General features: G+C 37.5%; 22 protein-coding genes. 20 read left to right on the forward strand and 2 right to left on the reverse strand.

Going from position 1 to position 20,089, the window contains the following annotated elements; translation table 11 throughout:
* Position 1 precedes the first annotated feature (1 nt).
* The 20 genes from IGI80_RS14015 to pepG1 all read left to right on the forward strand — a co-directional run bounded on the left by IGI80_RS14015 (position 2) and on the right by pepG1 (position 17,943).
* Complete coding sequence (locus IGI80_RS14015; RefSeq protein WP_438722331.1) at positions 2–385, forward strand: PrgI family mobile element protein; 384 nt, start codon at positions 2–4, stop codon at positions 383–385.
* Complete coding sequence (locus IGI80_RS14020; protein ID WP_438722330.1) at positions 315–2,702, forward strand: VirB4-like conjugal transfer ATPase, CD1110 family; 2,388 nt, start codon at positions 315–317, stop codon at positions 2,700–2,702. The genes IGI80_RS14015 and IGI80_RS14020 overlap by 71 nt, the downstream gene beginning before the upstream one ends.
* Entirely contained in the window at positions 2,692–4,710 is a 2,019-nt protein-coding gene (locus tag IGI80_RS14025; protein ID WP_438722328.1) for a CHAP domain-containing protein, read from the forward strand. The genes IGI80_RS14020 and IGI80_RS14025 overlap by 11 nt, the downstream gene beginning before the upstream one ends.
* 21 nt (positions 4,711–4,731) lie before the next feature.
* On the forward strand, positions 4,732–5,493 hold the full coding sequence (locus tag IGI80_RS14030) for a hypothetical protein (RefSeq protein WP_438722327.1): 762 nt from the start codon (positions 4,732–4,734) through the stop codon (positions 5,491–5,493).
* Entirely contained in the window at positions 5,471–5,812 is a 342-nt protein-coding gene (locus IGI80_RS14035) for a hypothetical protein (RefSeq protein ID WP_438723867.1), read from the forward strand. Before IGI80_RS14030 ends, IGI80_RS14035 begins: the two co-directional genes overlap by 23 nt.
* Entirely contained in the window at positions 5,799–7,091 is a 1,293-nt protein-coding gene (locus IGI80_RS14040) for a hypothetical protein (protein ID WP_438723869.1), read from the forward strand. Before IGI80_RS14035 ends, IGI80_RS14040 begins: the two co-directional genes overlap by 14 nt.
* 73 nt (positions 7,092–7,164) lie before the next feature.
* Positions 7,165–7,557, forward strand: coding sequence for a hypothetical protein (locus tag IGI80_RS14045; RefSeq protein WP_438723870.1), 393 nt, complete (start codon positions 7,165–7,167; stop codon positions 7,555–7,557).
* Positions 7,558–7,760: 203 nt separating this feature from the next.
* Positions 7,761–8,954 (forward strand): CHC2 zinc finger domain-containing protein, encoded by a 1,194-nt coding sequence (locus tag IGI80_RS14050; protein ID WP_438723872.1) that lies wholly within the window; start codon positions 7,761–7,763, stop codon positions 8,952–8,954.
* Between the two features lie 9 nt (positions 8,955–8,963).
* A complete protein-coding gene (locus tag IGI80_RS14055; protein WP_438723874.1) occupies positions 8,964–9,314 on the forward strand; it encodes a hypothetical protein in 351 nt (116 codons plus the stop codon).
* Positions 9,315–9,533: 219 nt separating this feature from the next.
* On the forward strand, positions 9,534–10,904 hold the full coding sequence (locus tag IGI80_RS14060) for a hypothetical protein (protein ID WP_438723875.1): 1,371 nt from the start codon (positions 9,534–9,536) through the stop codon (positions 10,902–10,904).
* A gap of 151 nt (positions 10,905–11,055) precedes the next feature.
* Entirely contained in the window at positions 11,056–11,505 is a 450-nt protein-coding gene (locus IGI80_RS14065; protein ID WP_438723876.1) for a hypothetical protein, read from the forward strand.
* A gap of 26 nt (positions 11,506–11,531) precedes the next feature.
* A complete protein-coding gene (locus IGI80_RS14070) occupies positions 11,532–11,879 on the forward strand; it encodes a hypothetical protein (RefSeq protein ID WP_438723878.1) in 348 nt (115 codons plus the stop codon).
* A gap of 189 nt (positions 11,880–12,068) precedes the next feature.
* Positions 12,069–13,787 (forward strand): hypothetical protein, encoded by a 1,719-nt coding sequence (locus tag IGI80_RS14075; RefSeq protein WP_438723880.1) that lies wholly within the window; start codon positions 12,069–12,071, stop codon positions 13,785–13,787.
* Positions 13,771–14,154, forward strand: coding sequence for a hypothetical protein (locus IGI80_RS14080; RefSeq protein WP_438723882.1), 384 nt, complete (start codon positions 13,771–13,773; stop codon positions 14,152–14,154). Before IGI80_RS14075 ends, IGI80_RS14080 begins: the two co-directional genes overlap by 17 nt.
* A gap of 644 nt (positions 14,155–14,798) precedes the next feature.
* Positions 14,799–15,185 (forward strand): plasmid mobilization protein, encoded by a 387-nt coding sequence (locus tag IGI80_RS14085; protein WP_438723884.1) that lies wholly within the window; start codon positions 14,799–14,801, stop codon positions 15,183–15,185.
* The gene (locus IGI80_RS14090; RefSeq protein ID WP_438723886.1) at positions 15,186–16,688 is read left to right on the forward strand and encodes a relaxase/mobilization nuclease domain-containing protein; all 1,503 of its coding nucleotides are present in this window, start codon (positions 15,186–15,188) and stop codon (positions 16,686–16,688) included.
* A gap of 94 nt (positions 16,689–16,782) precedes the next feature.
* The gene (locus IGI80_RS14095; protein WP_438723888.1) at positions 16,783–17,055 is read left to right on the forward strand and encodes an HU family DNA-binding protein; all 273 of its coding nucleotides are present in this window, start codon (positions 16,783–16,785) and stop codon (positions 17,053–17,055) included.
* A 32-nt stretch (positions 17,056–17,087) separates the two neighbouring features.
* On the forward strand, positions 17,088–17,369 hold the full coding sequence (locus IGI80_RS14100; protein WP_438723889.1) for a helix-turn-helix domain-containing protein: 282 nt from the start codon (positions 17,088–17,090) through the stop codon (positions 17,367–17,369).
* Between the two features lie 68 nt (positions 17,370–17,437).
* Entirely contained in the window at positions 17,438–17,614 is a 177-nt protein-coding gene (locus IGI80_RS14105; RefSeq protein WP_438723890.1) for a hypothetical protein, read from the forward strand.
* 176 nt (positions 17,615–17,790) lie between these two features.
* Positions 17,791–17,943, forward strand: coding sequence for a type I toxin-antitoxin system toxin PepG1 (gene pepG1, locus IGI80_RS14110; RefSeq protein ID WP_438723891.1), 153 nt, complete (start codon positions 17,791–17,793; stop codon positions 17,941–17,943).
* A 104-nt stretch (positions 17,944–18,047) separates the two neighbouring features.
* Here the strand turns inward: pepG1 and IGI80_RS14115 are convergent, their stop codons facing one another.
* Both IGI80_RS14115 and IGI80_RS14120 read right to left on the reverse strand, forming a co-directional pair.
* The gene (locus IGI80_RS14115) at positions 18,048–19,295 is read right to left on the reverse strand and encodes an IS256 family transposase (protein ID WP_438723893.1); all 1,248 of its coding nucleotides are present in this window, start codon (positions 19,293–19,295) and stop codon (positions 18,048–18,050) included.
* A gap of 295 nt (positions 19,296–19,590) precedes the next feature.
* Positions 19,591–19,845 (reverse strand): hypothetical protein, encoded by a 255-nt coding sequence (locus IGI80_RS14120; RefSeq protein WP_438723894.1) that lies wholly within the window; start codon positions 19,843–19,845, stop codon positions 19,591–19,593.
* Positions 19,846–20,089: the final 244 nt, after the last annotated feature.

A 20,089-nucleotide genomic window follows, 5' to 3' on the forward strand; every position in this document is an offset into this window, starting at 1 on the left:
AATGGAAATTAAAGTTTTTAAAGATGTTGCTAAAAAAGAAAATACCTACGGGGGACTGACCCTTAAGCAGTGGGGCTTTATCCTGGGGCTAGTGCTCTATTTAATCGGTGATATTTCAAATATCTTTTTCCAGTTTTTACCCATGTGGCTGTTACGGCTACTTTTATTGCCATTGTTAGGTTTAGTGGCTTGTAATGCCATGTATAAGCCGCATGGCTTCTCCTATCCCACCTGGTTGAAACTTTTTATTAAATTTCAAACGACGATTCAAATTAGAACCTATCAAAAAGAAGCGGAAGGAATGAAAAAATATCGTGCGAAAGATTTCCAAAAAAACCGAAAAATCAAAGAAGCAACTACCTCAAAAGAGACTAAAACAGTCTAAGTTAAAACCACCTAAACAAAAAATACCAGCTGCTAGTACGCAAAATTCGTTGTACTATACGGCACTTTTTGAAGATGGACTGATGCATGTGGTGGATCAGCAGTATTCTAAAACTTACGCCTTAGGAGCGATTAACTATACAACGGCTCATATCGAACAACAAAAGAATATTCTGTCTCAGTATAATAAAGCCATTAATTCGTTATCAGAGAAGGAACAATTTCAGTTAACGTTACTAGTGACGAAGACCCCCAAGGGGGCGTACATGCAAAGAACAGCCTATGCTTTACAAAACGATGCTGGGGACGTATTGAGAAAAGAATTAAATCAGATTCTAGCAGATAACTATGACGCTGGTCGAAATAATTGGCAAGTGGAACGGTTTATTACCTTAGGAACTACTGCTGATAATGTTCAAAGTGCCAATAAACAGCTATTAAATATTAGTGAGGCCTTTGCGGATGAACTAATGGGAATTAAAGCTAGCTTTGAGAGACAAGATGGCATGGAACGATTACGAATCTTAAACAAAATTTTGCGCCCAGGGAAACCATTATATGGGAATTATCAAGATATTGCGCGCAGTCGTCGGACCACAAAAGATTTGATTGCGCCTAATTTATTGGATTTCAAACAACCAGGGAAAATAGATTTTCAACTAGATGAACAGTATGGACAAGTCTTGTACTTACGAGATTTCCCACGCAATCTCTCCGACAAAATGTGTAAAGAGTTAACAGAAGCTGAAACGCAAATGGTGATCACCATTCATGCCCACCCCTATTCCATTGCTAAAACGACCCAAAAATTACGAACGGAAGCGACCAACATTGAAGCTGATGTGATCAAGCAAGAACAAAAAGCCAGTCGGAATGGTTCTTCCCCTGAACGAATTGCTCGAACGATCAAAGAGCTGCACAATGACGTGAACGAACAAATTGAATTTGTAGAAGAAACGGGCGACAAACAGATGGCGTCTACGTTCTTAGTGTACGTGTGGGATGAATCTAAAGAAGCTTTGCGTTATCAAGTGGATAAGGTCAAAGCGGTGGGAGAAAAATTTGGGGCTGTCTTTGAGCCCTTGTATTTAACCCAAGAACAGGCTTTAAATGCTAGTTTACCGTTAGGTAAAAACTACCTGGATTTTGAACGGGTGTTTTTACGGGACTTAATTACGCCGAACATTTCCATTAATAGTCCCTTTACCAGCCAAGATGTGCACCATCAAAATGGTACGTATTATGGCATTAACCAGCTTTCTAAAAATAATATCTTAATCAATCGCATGGGGCGTGAGCTGAAGAATGCCAATGGTGGGTTTTTGGCGGTATCAGGTGGTGGGAAATCTTTTGCGGCAAAAAGTGAGATCATTGCGACCATGTTAAGAAACCCTAAAGCAGAGATTATTATTTTAGACATTGAACGGGAATATATGCCGTTGGCAGATTTTTTAAATGGAGAAGTTGTAACGGTGGCGCCGGGGAGTGATACGTCCATTAATATTCTTGAATTAGCCGATCCAGATGCGATGAAAGTGGGCGACGATCCAGTGGCTATTAAATCAAACTTTTTAATTAGCTTGATTACAAACCAACTAGGCACAATCTCGTCTACCCAACGTTCTATTATTGATGAGGTCACGATTCAAACCTTTAAGGAATATGAGACGCCAACATTGCAGGAATGGTACGACGTGTTAAGTAGAGATACAAGTGGTGCTGCACAGGAATTGTTAGAAGGATTACGTTTGTATGTTAAAGGGTCACTGAATATGTTTGCGAAAGCAACCAACGTGAATGCAAATAGTAATTTAACGATTTATGACATGTATTTACTAAAAAATGAAATGAAGACCTTTGGTTATTTAGCTATTTTGGATCGTGTCTGGAATAAGGTAGTTGAGAATCGGGCCAAAGGAATAGAAACGTATGTGTACATTGACGAATTCCAAGTAATTATTAATCCTAATCAACCAACCATTTTACGAGCACAAGCGGCCGAAATTTACGCCCGTATTCGTAAGTATAGAGGGTGTCCGACTTTTATGACGCAATCAGCGGAAACGATGTTATCGACCTTAGAAGGACGTTCTATTCTGTTTAATTCGGATTTTTTAGTATTGCTTGAACAAAAAGGGGAAGTGTTAGAAGCGTTGGTTGAGCGGTTTAAATTGACTGAAAAACAAGCCATGTATTTAGAAAATACAAAGGTTGGGACAGGATTAATTATTGCGGGTGGACAGGTGATTCCTTTTTCAAATCTGATTCCCCAAAACACCAAATTATTTGAGTTAATGGATACGAGTTATGAAGACTAGGGAAACGACGAAGGAGCGCTTTACAGCGAAACAAGGCCCACGCTTTAAGGTCGAACGTAAGCAGTTAACCATTCGGGCGGGGACGATCGCGAAATTTAAACAAAAAGCTGCCTATGGCTCAGCCCGTTATCCAGGGGCAAGTGCCAATGGGAAGTCTGCTAAAAAACTAACGCCTAATGTTAACCCTTTAAGGGCAGCAGGAAAAGTCTTAGTAACCGGCCACGAGACAACCATGAAACAAGCGTTAGCTTCGGATAAAGAAACGACCGCTGACCAAAAAACTCAACCGACGAAACACCCGTCCGAGGCTAAATTTCAACAAAATAAAAACATCCGATACACACTAGATGAAAAAGCAAGTAATCCTTTAAAGAATAAGAATCAATCATCCCCAAGGCGTTTTAGATTAGCTAGCAATAAGCGCAAGGTTATTGAGCAACAAAACCAGCAGCTCCGGTCAAACAAGCCAATGCTGGTAAGGAATGGTAGCCCACTTGGTAAGAAAAAGAACAAACAAGAGCTTCCAGGAAATTCTTGGGGCTCCTCGCTGAAAACGGCCGGGAAAAAACAGTTAATCAATCAAAGCATTACTATTCTAGGACAAGAGGAAGATACTGAAGGGCTAGAACAATTTCAAAGTGGCGTAAAAAATAGTGAGCACCTGTTTAAAACGACCCAAAAGGTCCATGGCTTTGTGACGAAAAATCAAAAATATGCGCAGTCGGTAACCCATGGAAAATTGGATAGTTGGCGTTTTTCCGGCGGACAAGGGGTAAAAAAAACGCAAAAGTTGACTAACCGAGTGATAAAAAGAAATTTTTGGTCACGACAAAAAGCCATTCAAACGGCTCGCCAAGTCCGACAAGCATTTATACAAGGAATTATCCGAGCAATCGGTACCTTTACCACTAGTAATCCGTTAGGATGGTTGATCGCGGGCTTCGTCTTGATTCTTTTTTTATTTTTGGGAATCCTCTTCATGATGACTAGTCAAAGCAATACCGGATCAGAAGGGGGAACGATGTATGTGGAACATTGGGATGGTAAAGACGCCTATCATTCGTCACTGTTGGCACAACGATATGGAATCAAAGCGGAACAAATTGATAGTTTTATTCAAAGTGAAGGTTTTAGCGTTGATGAACGCGCCACCGGTAAAGAGTTTTTGCGTTTACAAGCAAGTTCAGGGATCGACGTCCGGATGTTAGTGGCTTTTGCCCAAATGGAATCCTCGTTTGGAACTGCCGGTGTGGCGCGTCAATTTCCTAAATCAAATTTATTTGGTTATGGCGCAGTGGATAATGATCCGAATCAGGGGGCGGCCTGGGATAATACCCGGGCCGTAACAGAATTTCGAAATTCACAAATTGATAACTTTGGTAACCGAACCATTGCGATTATGGATGAACGAGCACAGGCCTATCACCAAAACAGCTTAAAACCAGGTCAATTTGTGTATTGGACCGCGTTGAATGCTGGAAAACCGCGCGCAACAGTGGCGGAAAAACTAGACCATTGGATTGATACCCATGGTGGCACACCGAAACCACCCGGGGGCTATGGCCCGATTGGTGGTGGGGGAGCTGGTTTAGCAGTATTAGATAAACTGTTAGGCCAACCGGTTAGTGGTGAGTTTGGTGGTGACCCGGGAGAGTGCTACGCGGTTCCTGCGTATTATGCCCATAGTATTAACCCGGCCATTATTTTACGTAATGGAATTAGTGCCAGTGCGATTGGTGAAGATTATCCATGGGCACAATGGCATTGGCAAGTTGTACGTAATCCAAGTTATCGGGACATGCGCCCGGGTGACATTATTAATTTCCGCAATGGAGCGAATATGGGGGCGTGGTTGACTGATCCTTTATACGGTCATACCGGGGTGATTGGAAAACTCCTTGGCCATAATCAACTGTTAATTTACGATCAAAATCCCGGACCATTAAAAACTTGGACGGTTACGTATATTCCTGGGGATGTAGCGTCAGTGATTCACCCTCCTAAATAAAAGTGAAAGGAAAACTAGAAAATGAAAGATCAAAAAAAGATTCGTTTATGGTTGGGGTTGGGCTTGTTGGTGGTGCTCCTATTGATTAGCAGCCTGATTTTTATTGGGTGGCATTGGTGGGAAAACGCCCCACAACAATCGTTTTCTCCGGCCCCCACATTTAATCAAGGGACACCTGATCAGAGCACAGAACAATCCAATCAAATAGATCAAACAACGAGTACAGTTGAAGAGGCAGAAGGAACAGTTGCCTCCTCAACTCCTCCTGGTTCTAGTAATGAAACAGCCACGACAGAACCAATACCAGCAACACTAGAAACACCAGCAGCAGAATCAGCGAGTGACGAGACCCAGCAATTGAAAAAATTTCTCAGTGTCTATTTTACCTGGGAGTTAAAAGAAAAGTCGGTAGCGGATCGCGCTCAATTATTGCAGGAACTCATGAGTCCCGACTGTTATGACGGACAAGAAATCGCCGCTGACAGTGTGGCATTACAAGAACTCATTCAAACGTATGAAAAAAAGAAAGAGATTAATACGTCTAATGCGATACAGCTGGTAGCTAGTCGCTATCTCGCATCAGAAATTTATCAAGCCACCACCGATCCCACCCTTTATACCGCTAAAGTGAAGATCGAACAAAAAGCACCGTATCAAACGAAAGGATTTATTGGGCAACAAGTGTACCACATCCGCTTTGAGAAAGGGAAAGTGACCCAATTAGAGCGGCTTAATGTAGCCACGAAGGAGGAGATACAGGATGAAAGCAGCAACGCAAAATAAATTAACCAGGTTAAGAAAGAAGCTAGCTGAAACGAAGGAAAAACGAGATAGTTTAGCTAAATTGATGACTGATTTACAGGAACAAATTGCCGAAGAAGAGATCAAGGAATTTCGGGATGTCATGGCCGCGCTGGATCTATCCTTTGACGAAGCTTTGGAACGGATACAAACAAAGATTCAAGAGCCACTGAAGGCGGAAGAACGATTGGTAGCACTAGAGGAAGAAACAAAAGAGCTAATAGAAGAAAAAATAGAAGAACAGACAGAGACTAATGTGATGGATGGGTTAGCAGAGGAGGCGCCTTATGTGGGGATTTAACAGGAAACCAAAGTTTATTTATCAATTTTCAGGTTGTGCTGCATTTGAAGAGAAAGAGATTTGTGATCCCTATGATTTAATTAAACATATCCAGGAGGAAAATTATCGCTTTAAGAATGACTATTATGAAGGTGACCTACTAATTACGAAAATAAGAAACAATAAAAAAGGACACGTTTATTATGCGCAACGGATTCATTTACCACAAGGAGAAGACGTAGACTGGTTAGAAGAATTGACTAACTTTTTTACCAAAAAGCCATTGGCATATGAAGTAGAAGAACTGATGGAACCGAAAGCAACGCAGAAATCGACATCGGAAACAAGTTCAACACGTCCTGATCAGTCACCCTATACCTTGGCTGATTTTGAAGCGGATCTTGGTACTTCCTCAGAAGCAGTCACACAAGAGGAAGTCCCTATTCTTCCTACAGAACAAAGTCAAAAGGTTACTGCAGAGCAAGATCTAGTGACGCTCACTAAAAGTGAGTTTGAGGCGCTCAAACAAGCAATGGCGCGGCAACAAACGCTAGTAGAAGAATTACGCTCAGAAATGGCCCAGTGGCAACAAAATACCAATGAAAACGATCGTGGTCCTAGTCTACCCCCTATTATAGAAGCAGAAAACGAGGGAGAACAACGCAAAGAACCGATAGCTGAACCAATAGTTGATTCACTACAGACGTTCTCTTATGAAGCGTCCAATGATCAAGGGGTGCAGACTGTTTTAAGTTCCACCAAAGAGACCTTTAATCAAGCATTAACAGATTTTATTACGCATGAAACGGAGAAAATTCAAGCGGAGATTCAACAATTGGATCAACGGGATCAAATTGAAAACACGGTTGCACAGCGGATTGACAAGGAACAAAAAGAACAATTAACACAACTTAAGCAGCGTCTCTCAGCAACAAAAGAACAAGAATTGCAGGCTGAACAAAGCCGTCATGAAGAAAGGATACAAGCGATTGAGCAGACGTACCAGACACAACTAGCAGAACAAAGCACTACATTGCAAGATAATTTCAACCAGCAGAAAGAGACCGCGATTAAAGAAGAATACGAAGAACAAACCAAACAATTGGCACGAATTCTGCAAGGAAAAATGGATGAACTCCAGTTACGGCAAAACGCTATGAACGTAGGTTTAGAAGCGAATTTCAAAGCAGCACTAGCCAATTTTAACCGCGAACATCGACAAGTAATTGAAGAGGTAGAAAGAAAAAAGCAATGTGCGCCGATTGATCTAGTGGAACGGCGGAGATTAAAACAAGCGTAAGACTAATTTAAATGGATAGGATTTGTTTTAATAGACTACCACATTAGAAGAGGAATATAAGGAACGAAGAAATATGCATGAAGACTTTGCACAACTAAAAAATAATTATTCAGATTTGTATCTGTTGCAACAATATTCACAAAATATGATAGACTTAATTTATCATGAGGGCATTGAATTATCTAAAATTAATCAGGACATTCGAGTATCGATGGAGGGATCGTCGATGTATGTTGTAGCGTTTAGAAGAGCAAGAGAACGTAAACAGCCAGCAGACTATTTGGCGTTATTTAAGTTGCTTGATTTAGATTTAGAATATGCTAAAAAAAATGACATTGGACAAATTTATGATTTTGAATGTCGGATAAAGAGTGCGATTATCGGTTCAAGTGATCTAATGGGAATGGATAAAAAATTAGATGAATTTATTTGGGATAAGAAAAAAAGAATTGAAAATAATGCATGATACTTTATTAGATGAATTAATCCACCACTGGAATTAAGTTTTATAGATGTTAAGGTAATCAATTATTCCAAGTTTGACTTGTCCCCAATCAAGGATCTTAAGATATTTGTTTAAGGGATACATGAGTAGAACATATAATAAAATAGAAAAAAGCAGATGTTGTTTATTAACAACGTCTGTTTTTTCTTTTTGGGAGGGAGTTTATGAGTAAGTATAACCCGAACCGATTGAAAGACTTAGCGAAACAAAAAAATATTTTAGATGTCGCCCATTCCCTAGGAATGGAACTAAAACGAGAAGGACGAAATTATGCCTGGGTAGAACACCCCAGTTTTAAAATTAATCCGGCCAGAAATTACTTTTCTTGGTTTTCTAAAGGCAATGAGTATTTAGGCTGCGACGTGATTAAAATGGTGGAAGTTGTCCAACAAGTATCCTTTAAAGAAGCACTCCGGTACCTATTAGGGACAGAAGCAGGAACGTTTGATGCTCGTAAGATACCTAAAAAAGAGCCCTTTGTCTATCGGGTACGAGAAGTCAAAACCTTTGATTATGCACGGAAATATTTAAAAACAGAACGAGGTCTATCTGATGAAACAATTGATTTCTTTTGGCAAAAAGGGATAATGGTCCAGGCTATTCACCGCGATTATGAAACGGGGAAAACAGAACCGATGATTGTTTTTAAGCACTTAGACGTAGAGGGGAAGATTGTGGGTGGTGCAAGGCAAGGAATTTGGTTTAACCAACAATTGTATCCGGAGAAAGGCCGCTTAAAAAAGACCTTATATAATAGTTCCAGCGGGGTCATGGTAGATATTGGGGATAAAAAACAATTCAGTAAAGCCACACCAGAACAACCTTTTACGGTATATGCCTTTGAAGCCCCCATTGATATGATGTCTTATTACGAATTACACCAAGAAAAACTAACCAATTGCCGCTTAGTCGCTATGAATGGCTTGAATAAAGGGATTGTTTCCCGGGCAGTAGTGGAAGCGCTCGCTATGACCCGGATGCAGGTAGAAACGATAAGTAAAAAAGTACGGATTGAAGAGTGGCTTCAAACGTATGATGACTTGTTAGGAAAAGCCGGCCAAATCAATGATAAATTAAGGATTGTTTTAGCCGTTGATGATGATGAGGCCAAATTTGACCCTAAACTGGCCCGCGTAGTGACCCCAGGCAAAGATTTTTATCAAAGCTTTGGCTTAAAGAATATTTCCGTGATTCCTCATATGCCAAAATGTCATGCGGGTCAAGTCAAGAATGATTGGAATGACGAATTAAAGTATCAAAAAGAACGATTGAGAGAGCAAACTAAGACGTTACAAGCTAAGATCGCTCAAGTACCAATAAAAACTAGGGAAGTAAGCACAGCAGGATTAGAAATTTAGGAGGAACCCATGGAAAACGAGAAATGCTATAAAGAAATCGTAGAACAACTGGTTTTAACTAATCAACTTCACTATTCAGACATTCCCTATGAATTACGCACACAAAATCTTACCTTATTTTATTATGCTATTCGGGTAGCAAGAGATAATTTACACGATGCCAAGCAATTTGTGGCAATTATGGAACAGTTTTTACTGGATATTGATCGTCTCGAATTAGTAAGTGGTATAAATATTCGATTGCGTCGAAGAGCAACAGATGCTATTCTCGGGGGAGAAACTATGTTTACGGGAGTGAGTGTATTTGATGAGTTCCTTCGGCAAGAAAAAAGAGTTAGAAGTTGGTTGTTTGCAGATTGATGAGGGGAAAGACGTTTATAGTCTAGGATGTCATATGATGGCTCACAAATAATATATAACTAGTGTAGCAGATTAAAAACAAGGACGTTGAGTTCTTGTTTTTTTGTTTTATAGAATAAAAAGAACGAAGCAGTGTAACAGAATAGAAAAGTGTGTAGTACGGCTAATTTAGTCGTACTTTTTTTGTTTTATCACTAAAGGTAGAAATGAGGGAATGATATGCCAGAAAACACATTAAGCTTTGATTTTACTGATTTTTATGATGAAGGCTTTGAAAAAACAACCATGATCGAACAAGCGATCTATATTTTTCGAGATGGTTCTTTATGGAGTGGTTATTCAGAAGGTGGGGATGGCTACGTTAGAGATGTGGACCACGGATCGATTGAAGCCTTTTTAATCGATCATTCAATGGATCGTTATCACCAGGACTTTTGGTCTGTAACGCTAAAAGAAATGGTACAAGTTATTCCTGAAACTAAAATAGTTCTGCTCTTAAAAGAGAATGAATACACTGATAAACACTTAGAAGTGGTTCACCAATTAGAAGAAGCTGGATTCAGTATTGAGATACTAGAAAGTACGCTGGGTCCCAAACAAGTAGAAGAAAAACAAAATGCACATATCGGTAACATACTAGAAACTGAATCCGCTGAAAAGGAAGAAACTCAAACGGTTAGCCCAGAATGGCCAGGTTCAGAAGAATTCATTGTAGATCTCCATGATAAGCCGTTTATGTATGAAGTTACGACACTATTTACTGATTTTACACAAGAAATAGATGAGACATTGGGTGAAGTCCCAAAATCCACAGAACCATTTATTACCAGAGCTGAAATTGAGCGCTTGTTAACCGAGCATATGGACCGAATGGAAGCGATAATGGCACAACATACCGCGGCTTTAATAGAGGTCAAAGAACCAACGAATGAACAGGTTCAGTTAGCTACTCAAAAATTGAAACGAGACATTCAAACGGTTCTACGGGAATGTAAAGAGAAGCTAACCAGCTACTTAACGACCAAAAAAGAACGGGCGGTATTGGCCGTATCAGATACATTGGATGATATTCGGATAGGAGTGAAAAATGAACTCACTTATCGTATTTTAAACATGAATACGGCGTTAAAAAACTTCTCAAAGAAAATTGATCAGATGGTGTCGTTCGAAGTGAAAGCAACCCCTGAAATGAACGTTTCTGAGGGCGTAACAGAGTCTGAAGCTATGAATGCAACAAAACCATTAACCCAATTAAAAAACACCGCTATGGAGCAAGTAGGCACGGATCAGCCAATAGAACAACCGACAAAAGAAGTAAATGAAGAAGTGAATGAACAGGTAGAAAGTGAGACTGGAGATCACACACCGTCAGGCAAAGAACAATCAGTAGACGACGAATATCAGCAACACCAATTCACTAAGATTAAAGGCTTGAGCCAACAACTGGGCTATGAAGTTAGTGAAAAAAATCGACAGGATATTGCGGCGTTATCACCAGCTGAAATCAAAACGTTGATTCAATCCTTAGAAACAAAAGTAGTGGCTCAAAGTAAAAGTATACCTGATCAAGAAGTGGGATTGGAATTATGATAAAAAATGGAGCAAAAAGATAAAGAGTTTAGGGATTAATCCTTTTATTGAAAGCATAAAAAATAAAAAGGAGAGTCAAATCACATTGTCAAGGAAAACGTTTTCAATTATGCTTTAGTTGTTAAAAATAGAATAAAAAGAGGTGCTAAAAATGAAACGTTTAAGCAAATTATTGCTAATTTCCATGACAATTGGTTTAATTAGTTTAATTGATACTCATAATGCTCATGCAGAAGAAAATATGAGTAGTGAAATGCCAGCTGCTTTATTAGATACTAATGATGCAAATGTCCCTGTAATGTCTTTATCCGAAGCAATTGAGTCTGGAGCTACAGAAGTAATATTATCAGAAATAGATATACCAGAAATTGCCGATGAACTAGATAAAGTCGCAGATAATTCCTATCTTTTATTTAGAGCAAAAGGATATTGGAAATATAAATATACCGCAGAACCTTATGCTTTTTATCAACATACCACAACGAAGAAATGGAAAATGGTACAAGTAACGTCCACAACCAATCATTTAGTAAATACAATGATTGGAGGATGGGCAGGGGCTCCTTCTTGGAATATTTCATACAATCCACCGCGACGTTAGTTAAGAGTTCACAAAGGAGATAGATTATGAAAAAACAAGTATTTAGTTCCCCAATTAGCAGATTATTTCCCAAAAAGATAGTTTCCTATTTACTAAATGAGGTTCAGAATATTCTTGATAAAGATAACGCTAGTAAATTTTTAAGTAACCAAGAACGAAGTATCCTCGTAACGTATAAAAACAAACTATTAGACGATAAAATTTACTATGATAAAGTTAACTTAGAATTTGTAAAAATGATTTATCCTCTTATCATTAATAAAAAAATAAGCCAAGAAACTCAATTTTTATATTCAGAGATACTCAGAATAAACCCTAGATTAATTACTACTCGTCTTGGTAATGAGTTGATATTTAACAAGATAATAAATTAAAAATAATGTTATGCAATTTTATACGAATAAAAGGGAAATCAGTTCTAGCTGATTTCCTTTTTTATTCGAGTAGAATTCCCATGTTATACGTTCTATCACTATTTTTAATTTTTTATAGTATAAAAATTATTTAACAAAAGAATTTTTGATTAATAGTTACTATAAAATTAGCAAGGAGGGACTTAGATAGTGGCAGAAATATTTCCTAAAGATTATGAGGCAAGTCATACTGCACAAAAGTATCAACTAACACAACGGTTAAAAAAAGAGCATGAACTAACCGCATTGAGTATCGCCTTACACGCCCATGATATTCATGCATACTTAAAACAACAAGGGGCAGATAATCCCAATGAACTACTAGTTGACGCCTTTAAATACGCAGTGGCCGCCTTAGGCGTGCCATATCAAGTGATTGATGAAGCGTTTTATACACAAACACCGTTAACCGAAGCGGCGTTATTTGCGGTGTCCTGTGTTCATAATCCAGCGGCACCAAAACCAAAGCAACCAGACTGGCCATTGATTGAGATTACGATTGATTTTGAAACCATGCTTAAAAACTTTTTTAAAGAATTACCCGCTTCCTTTTGGGAATCGTTTCACTATCCAGATGTTTTATTGGTGAACACAGATCCACAAGCGTATGATTTAGCTGCGTTGTTTCAAGCATTACTTGAAAAAGTATGGCTACAAGTCAAAGAAGGGTTAAGCAACGCCCCAGAAAAGCAATTAATGCAGGCCCGAGAAATGTTTTTGTCTTATTTTTACAGTAATGATCGAAAACATTACCGGAAAGAAACACAAGAAATGTTGTTAGATTATTTAGTCGCAGCCTTAAAAGCTAAAACCGAAGAACAGTTTATCATCGATCAAGAACTCCAACAGCTTTTAAATCAAAAGCAAGACCCAGAAAAGGAACAAGGCCTAAAAATTGCGGCCTATATTCATGACCATTGGCAGGATTGGATCCAGAAAGCATTTTATCAACGCTTTTTACGTAGTATCCCTAAAACAAGTAATCTCTCGCTCTTGAATCAATTGCTTTTGTTGTATCAGCGCTCAGAAGTTGTCCCCGTCAAAGAAATCTATAGCTGGACTAATGAACACCGCAATCTAAAAGAACAGGCACAACCACTGTTTTTATTTGGAGCGAATGAGCATACGATCGAGCCAAGAACCGGAGAAATCTTACAGGAAAAAAGACTCGCTTTCATGCAGGAAGAATTATTGCTGGTGCCTTATTTTGAAGTAAGTGATACCGAAGGTCGAACCGCAGAACCATTTGAAGTTAGCCCCCAAGAAATTTTTGTCGCGTTAGAAAAAATGATTGCCAGGCAAGTTGTATTTGCGCCGTTGGAAGAAGCAACGTTTGATGACTATACTATCCGTTTAAGAACCGGGAAAAATGAAAAACAAACACTAACTGATTTTATTGTGCTATTAATAATGATAGAAAAACCGGAGACGGATCCGCTACTGCGATTTGAAAACCAGAGTGTCGCTGATGTGATTTTAATGGTCTTGGGGTTAGAGTTGTTGCCGTTGGATTATACGGTATTAGATAATCTACAGACAGTAAAAAACGGAAAGGTCTATGTCCAACAATTGTTTACACAAGTTGTTCAACGCAGTGAACGCTTTTTAATGCAATTAAAGGAACAACTACAGACCATGCAAAAAATAAAAGCGGGAGACGCAGTACGGCCAACGTTAGAAGAAGAAATTAAAGAAGCCCTGGAAAAACAAAGTAATGCGTTAGCCAACTTAGCTACGGTACAAGAAAATAAAACTAATCAATCCCATGAACGCCCGACCAATCCCACCAACTTAGATGAAGAAATCGAGCAATCAAAAGAAGTAGTAAGCGGAACTGCAGAAGGTGAGAGCGATGATAGAAATAATTAAAAACCGCCCGCTAGCGCACTATTATTTATGGCAAGTGTATCGACAAATAAAAAAACCAGATCAAGAAGAATATCATACTTATGTCTCTAAACAAATAATCGGTCAGGTGAATGCGATTCGCAGAAAATTAGAACAAGTGAATGATGCACGGTTAAGTAGCCACATTGTTTGTTTAGCTTTTTTAGAAGAAACATTGGGTTCCTTGTCAGAATTAGAATTTGAGCAGCTTCTAGAGGAGCTACAAGCTACTATGTATTCTAAGAAGATAAATAGTAACAAAAGTGAACCTGAAAAAAATGAAATGCATTCATTAAAAATGGCTGCGCACCAATTTTTTTATAGTGTTTTTACAAAAACTGAAAAATAAACAGCTAACTTTTTTCCTGGCAGGAGAAATTTTTTGAACAAAAAATTAATTTTGTCGGAAGAGTTTTAAACATTTTTTCGGATGTTCGCATTTCAAAAAAATATTTTTGATTTGTTGGCCGTGAAAAAAATTTGACGAAAATTTTTGATGACGACTAAAAAAATTCAAAAAGTAGTTGGTGCCTTTTTATTTTTTCAAAAAAATTTCCGCGTGTTCGAATTTTTTTCGGTCACTTTTTTCTGGTAATAGAAATTTTTTGCAGGAAAAATAAATTTTGTCAGAAAAATTTTAAACATTTTTCGTCCATTCGACATTCAAAAAATCTTTTTGATTTGATTGTCGCGAAAAAAGTTGATAAAAATTTTTGACGACGACTAAAAAAATTAAAAAATAGATTTGATCACGACTAAAAAAATTCGAAACGGGGGTTTGGGGTGCGCCCCAAATTTCAAAATACAAAAAGAGAGAAATTGAAAATCGCAGATTTTCGATTTCCTCTTTTTTATTTGATTCGCGAGGTGGGACCACCTTGCTATGCTTGCCAGAGGGGACCCACTGCTGTTTAAGCAGTCGTTTTAGAGTCAACTCTGGCGCAAGGTGAAGCCTTGCGCGACAATTTTTATTAAAAATCGGGAGATAAAAGGATGAAAAAGAAAAAATTATTTCGCAGTAAAATTATTAAAATCTATATGACAAATGACGAAAAAAAGAAAATTCTAGAAAAAATGAAAGAAGCAGAATTTCAAAAAATGAGTAATTACATGCGCAATATGGCTCTGCATGGAGAAGTGGTTAAAAATGATTTTGTGACATTAAGAGAAGCACTAGCAGAAACTGGCCAATATGTTTATGAGCTAAATAAAATTGGAAATAACTTAAATCAGATTGCCCATAAATTAAATCAAACAGATCTAGTGGAAAAAGAGGATGTTCAATTTTTGGTTTCTGAATTTACTAAACTCAAAAACAATTATATTAAGAGCCAGGAAGTTTTAATGAAAAGTATTCAAAAAATTATAAGGAGGGATTAAATGCCAACGACTAAAACTTTAACTATTAAACGGGAAAAAAATTTAAAACGAGCCATTAACTATATTCTTGATCCAGCAAAAACGAAAAACCAAACGTTAACCAGTGGGTACAAAATTAATTTAGTGAACAATGCTTTTTATGAAATGACTTTGACTAGAGAACTGGCAGAAAAAATATTTGTACAGCCAAACAAAATTTCAAATAATAAAGTGATTGCTCGACATATTATTCAATCGTTTGATCCGAATGACAATTTAACACCAGAAGAAGTTCATGAAATTGGCCGACAAACTATGCTTGCGTTTTTAGGTAATGATTATGAATTTGTGATCGCTACACATACAGATAAAGAAAATTTGCACAATCATATAATATTTAATACAACTTCTACAGTAGATTTGAAAAAATTTCGTTGGCAAAGAGGAACAGCAGCTGACTTAAGAAATATTTCTGACAAGGTAGCTGACTACCATGGGGTAACGCTTTTAAAATCAGGTAAGAAAAATTCTTATACGAAGTATCAAAAGTACCGAAGAAAATATGCTTATCGGATAGAATTAAAAGAGCGCTTAAATTTTTTGATAAAGCATAGTATCAGCTGGGAAGATTTTGTGAAGAAAGCCAGGTTATTAAATATTGCCATTGATTCAGATCACCAATCAAAAGATTATGGGAAAGTCATTAATTATCAGTTACTAGATATGCCACAACAACGGCCAGCAAGAGATTACACTTTAAATAAGAAACACCGAATCTATAATGAAGAAAATATTTTGGAACGTACTAGTAAGAATGATCCAGAAGCAGTGTACCATATTGGAGAAATTGCCGGAAAGTATGCAGAACATAAAGCTGAAAAAGAATCCTTACCGGATTTAACCTTTCTTATTGAACCGTGGCAGATTCAAAAAGATACTATGACTGGTATCTATGTAGAAGTAGCTTATGGTCGCTATGAAACAGGCGTAATAAAAATTCCAGACTATATGTTAGAAACACGAACTGATGGAAAATATGAGGCACACTTTAAATATAAAGATATATTTTATTTTTGGAATGATGATCGTACACAAAAAAATAAATTTGTAAAAGGATCCTCAGTTGCAAAATATCTTTCGGGTGAAAGTGGGTTAATAGTGAAAAGAAAAAATTCTGCTATTCAAAATGTGCGTGAAATGGTAACGGCTTTAAATATTCTTTCAACGCGACAAGTGAAAAATGATCGAGTGCTTAAAGTATTAGGACAAGATTTTCATGACAATTACGAAGAAGTTCAGGAAGCACGGGCCATATTAAATGAAAAACTATTTAAAGCCAATGAAAAGTTGAAATTTAGTCCCAACAATCCGGAACTACAAGCTAAAGCAGCCGCTTTAAGAGCAGAAAGAAAAGAATTGGAAAAACACGTTAAGGCATTCGAAAAACAATTGAAGACGTATGAAGCAGCAGTAGGCATTTTATCAGAAAAAGGAGTGATGGAACTAGAAGATTTTGAAAAGTAGGTTTAAACGAATGAAAACCTATTCAAGAAAATTGAAACATGAGCTTAAATGTGCTTAAATGAAAGTAAATAAATTTTGAAGGTAGGTAAATGAAATGAATAAACAAGAATTGGCTCAAGCTGTCGCCAAAAAATCAGGAGTAACTAAAAAAGAAGCTACAAGGGTTATCAATGCCTTACTAGATACGATTCAAGAAAGTTTAGCAAAGGGGGAAGCGGTCAACTTAGTTGGCTTTGGGAACTTTATGGTTCGTGAACGCGCCGCACGAAAAGGACGTAATCCGCAAACGGGGAAAGAATTGACCATTCCAGCTACCAAAGCACCAGTTTTTAAAGCAGGAAAACCGTTAAAAGATGCGGTGAATTAACAAAGAAAACAACTATATGAGAAGGTTTTGAAATGGAAAAAGAGGAACAAAACGTTAATTTACTAGAATTAGTAAGATTAGTAAAAGCGGGTAATCAACAAGCAATGACCGAACTACTTGCGATTTATCAGCCAGAAATAGACAAAGAAATCCGGTTAAACGAGTTATCCAAACAAGAACAGGAAGAGCTACAAGAAATTTTAGTTCTAAGTGTATTAGAAGCTGCTAAATATTTCGATGAAACTATGGACTATACAGCAATGACCAGTCAAGAAATTGAAAAATATATGCAGGAAAACGTGAGTGGAAAATAAGAAAAAACACTGTAAAAAGCGTTCGTAGATGATACGAGCGCTTTTTGTGTTGGGAAGGAGGAATTTCGATGAAACCGATAAATACGTCTACAAGAGCAATGAAACCACAGTTTCGAGTGGATCTATTACGAAAACTCTGTCTGGAGCACCCAGAGTTAGTGATGGTTGAATTAGCAGAGCGTTTAGAGATTAAAGTGGAAGAAGTCTACAAAATGATTAAAGAATATGACTTACCTTATTGTTAGAAATTTTAAGTAAGAATATAGTAGAAGAGTCATTAGCTGATGTAAAAAAGAAAGCAAAATAAAGAAAAAATAGTGGCACGAAACCTTATTATATATAGGGTTTCATGCCTTTTTATGTTATACTATAGAGGTAGAAAAGATAAAGCGGTGGCGACTTCTGAAAGGTGGTGGTGCTTATGTATGTAAGTGCTAAAATCTATGAAAGGAGTAAGCCTTTGTCTGCATATGAAACAATTCAGACGATTTTAGGTTTTGGTATGTTTACCATAGCTTTAGTCGGACTAATTGTGAAATTGCTGAAAAACGACAAAAAGGGGTTTGTCAACTAGACTGTGGAAGTTAATTAATTAAGTTTTCTAGTAAATAGCCTCTCACAGTATTTTTAAGCAACTAGTAGAAAACTGTTTGAACGTATAGTTAAATAAACCTGCCCTTACGGAAGGTAAATGGCATACTTTTCAATTCGAGAAGAGAAGGTTTCGTTGACCATTAACTGATTGAGCACCATAGCCCAGTTTTGGATACGACCGCCAGCCCACTTCGTGTGTAACTCTTTCGTACGTAAATAAAGCAACTTAAGGAGCGCATTCTCATTGGAGAACGCTCCTTTTTTGGTGACTTTTCTAAAGCTGGAATGGACACTCTCCACGGCGTTCGTCGTGTACATGATTTTTCGAATGGCACTGCCGTAATCAAACAATTGTTCAACGTGGGAGAAGTTCCTTTTCCATACGTCTACTGCCCCAGAATAGTGAGCCCATCGATTTTGAAAGCTATCGAAAGCGGCATGTGAGGCATTGAGAGAAGACGCCCCATAAAACTTTTTCATATCTCTGCAGACTTCCTTGTAATCTTTACTCGGAATGTATCGCAGCGCATTTCGAACAAGGTGAACAATACAACGTTGAACAATGACGGACGGGAAGATCGCTTTCGCGCCTTCTTCGAGACCAGAAACACCATCCATCGAAATGAAAAAGACATCTTCTACGCCACGTGCTTTCAATTCATCAAATACTTGCATCCAGCGATTTTTAGATTCTGTTTGATGGAGCCATAAACCTAAGATCTCTTTGTTTCCTTTAAGATCATAACCAAGAATTGTATACACCGCATATTCTTTGGCTTCATAGTTTTCGCGTAAGGTGACATACATACAGTCAACGAATAAGAAGGCATAGCATTTAGCTAATGGACGAGCTTGCCATTCTTCTAATTCGGGAAGTACGGCATCTGTGATATCTGAAATCATTTCATGAGAGATGTCAAAGCCATAGATATCTTCAATCGTTGCGGCAATATCTCGCTGGCTCATTCCACGAGCATACATCGAAAGAACTTTGCCTTCGATGTCGGAGACATCTCGCTTTCTCTTAGGAATCAATTCAGGATCAAAAGAGGCATCACGATCTCTAGGGACATGAATATCTACTTCGCCAAAACTTGTTTTAAGTGTTTTATTCCCATAACCATTTCGGCGGTTTTCATGTTCTTTGGGTTCTTTCGAATGAGGGTCATATCCTAAATGGTTGTTTAATTCTCCCTGCAGCATTTTCTCAAATAAGGGTCCAAATACATCTTTTAAGGCATCTTGCATGTCTTCTACAGATTCAGGTTGATAAGCGTTTAAAATGGTTTCAGCTAGCTTTTCAGCATCAGGATTTCTTTTCTTTCTAGCCATAATAAAATCACCTCTTAGCTTCATTTTAGAAAAATAAAAACTGTGAAGCAACCACCTACCTAGGATTAACGGTTACTTACACAGTTAATATTACACTCTCACAAAAAGAAATGACCGCTGTTTTAACTTTCGCCAGTTAAACGGTCATTTCAAAATCTATAAAATTTTGTCACCGTTTTAACGGCTCTACAGTAAGGGAGTTATGTTCAAGCATAGCTCCCTTTTCTTTTCTATTATAGCATGGTTTTAGGTCAAATACTAGGGAACGACTTCCAAATTTTGGTGGTCTTCTTTTTTATTTATGTCTTTTAGTTTTTCCATATGCAATCATTTCAGACTTTAAGTAAAGCTTAAAAATGGTACGTCCATTCTTTTCTTTTGAAAAAAATGGTTGAATAACAGAATTAAGTTTTACGGATTGATCAAAACCAGCTTGAGATTGCTTAGTATACTTCGGTGCTTCGTCTTTCGTAAGTAAGTTTTCTTTCAAATATTCTTTTAATAGTAAGGGATGACTATCCAACAAATAGTTAAATTCTTGCTGATTCACAAAAGTACCTCCTATATAAATTTGTAATTAAACTATACTTTATAAGGTAATATATAGATATAGAAGTTGAAGACAATTTTAATGAATAAGGAAATAATGAACTCAAAAATGTTGGAATAACTAATCTCACTGTTAACTTCCTGAAAAAGAATGGAGTTGAAAATAATGAGTAATAAACCAAATAAATTATTAGGTGGGACACCTAAATCAACTAGGTTTGAATGGTAATACTTTCATGAACAAA

This window comes from Enterococcus sp. DIV1420a (assembly GCF_051712165.1).
GTDB classification, from domain to species: domain Bacteria; phylum Bacillota; class Bacilli; order Lactobacillales; family Enterococcaceae; genus Enterococcus; species Enterococcus faecalis.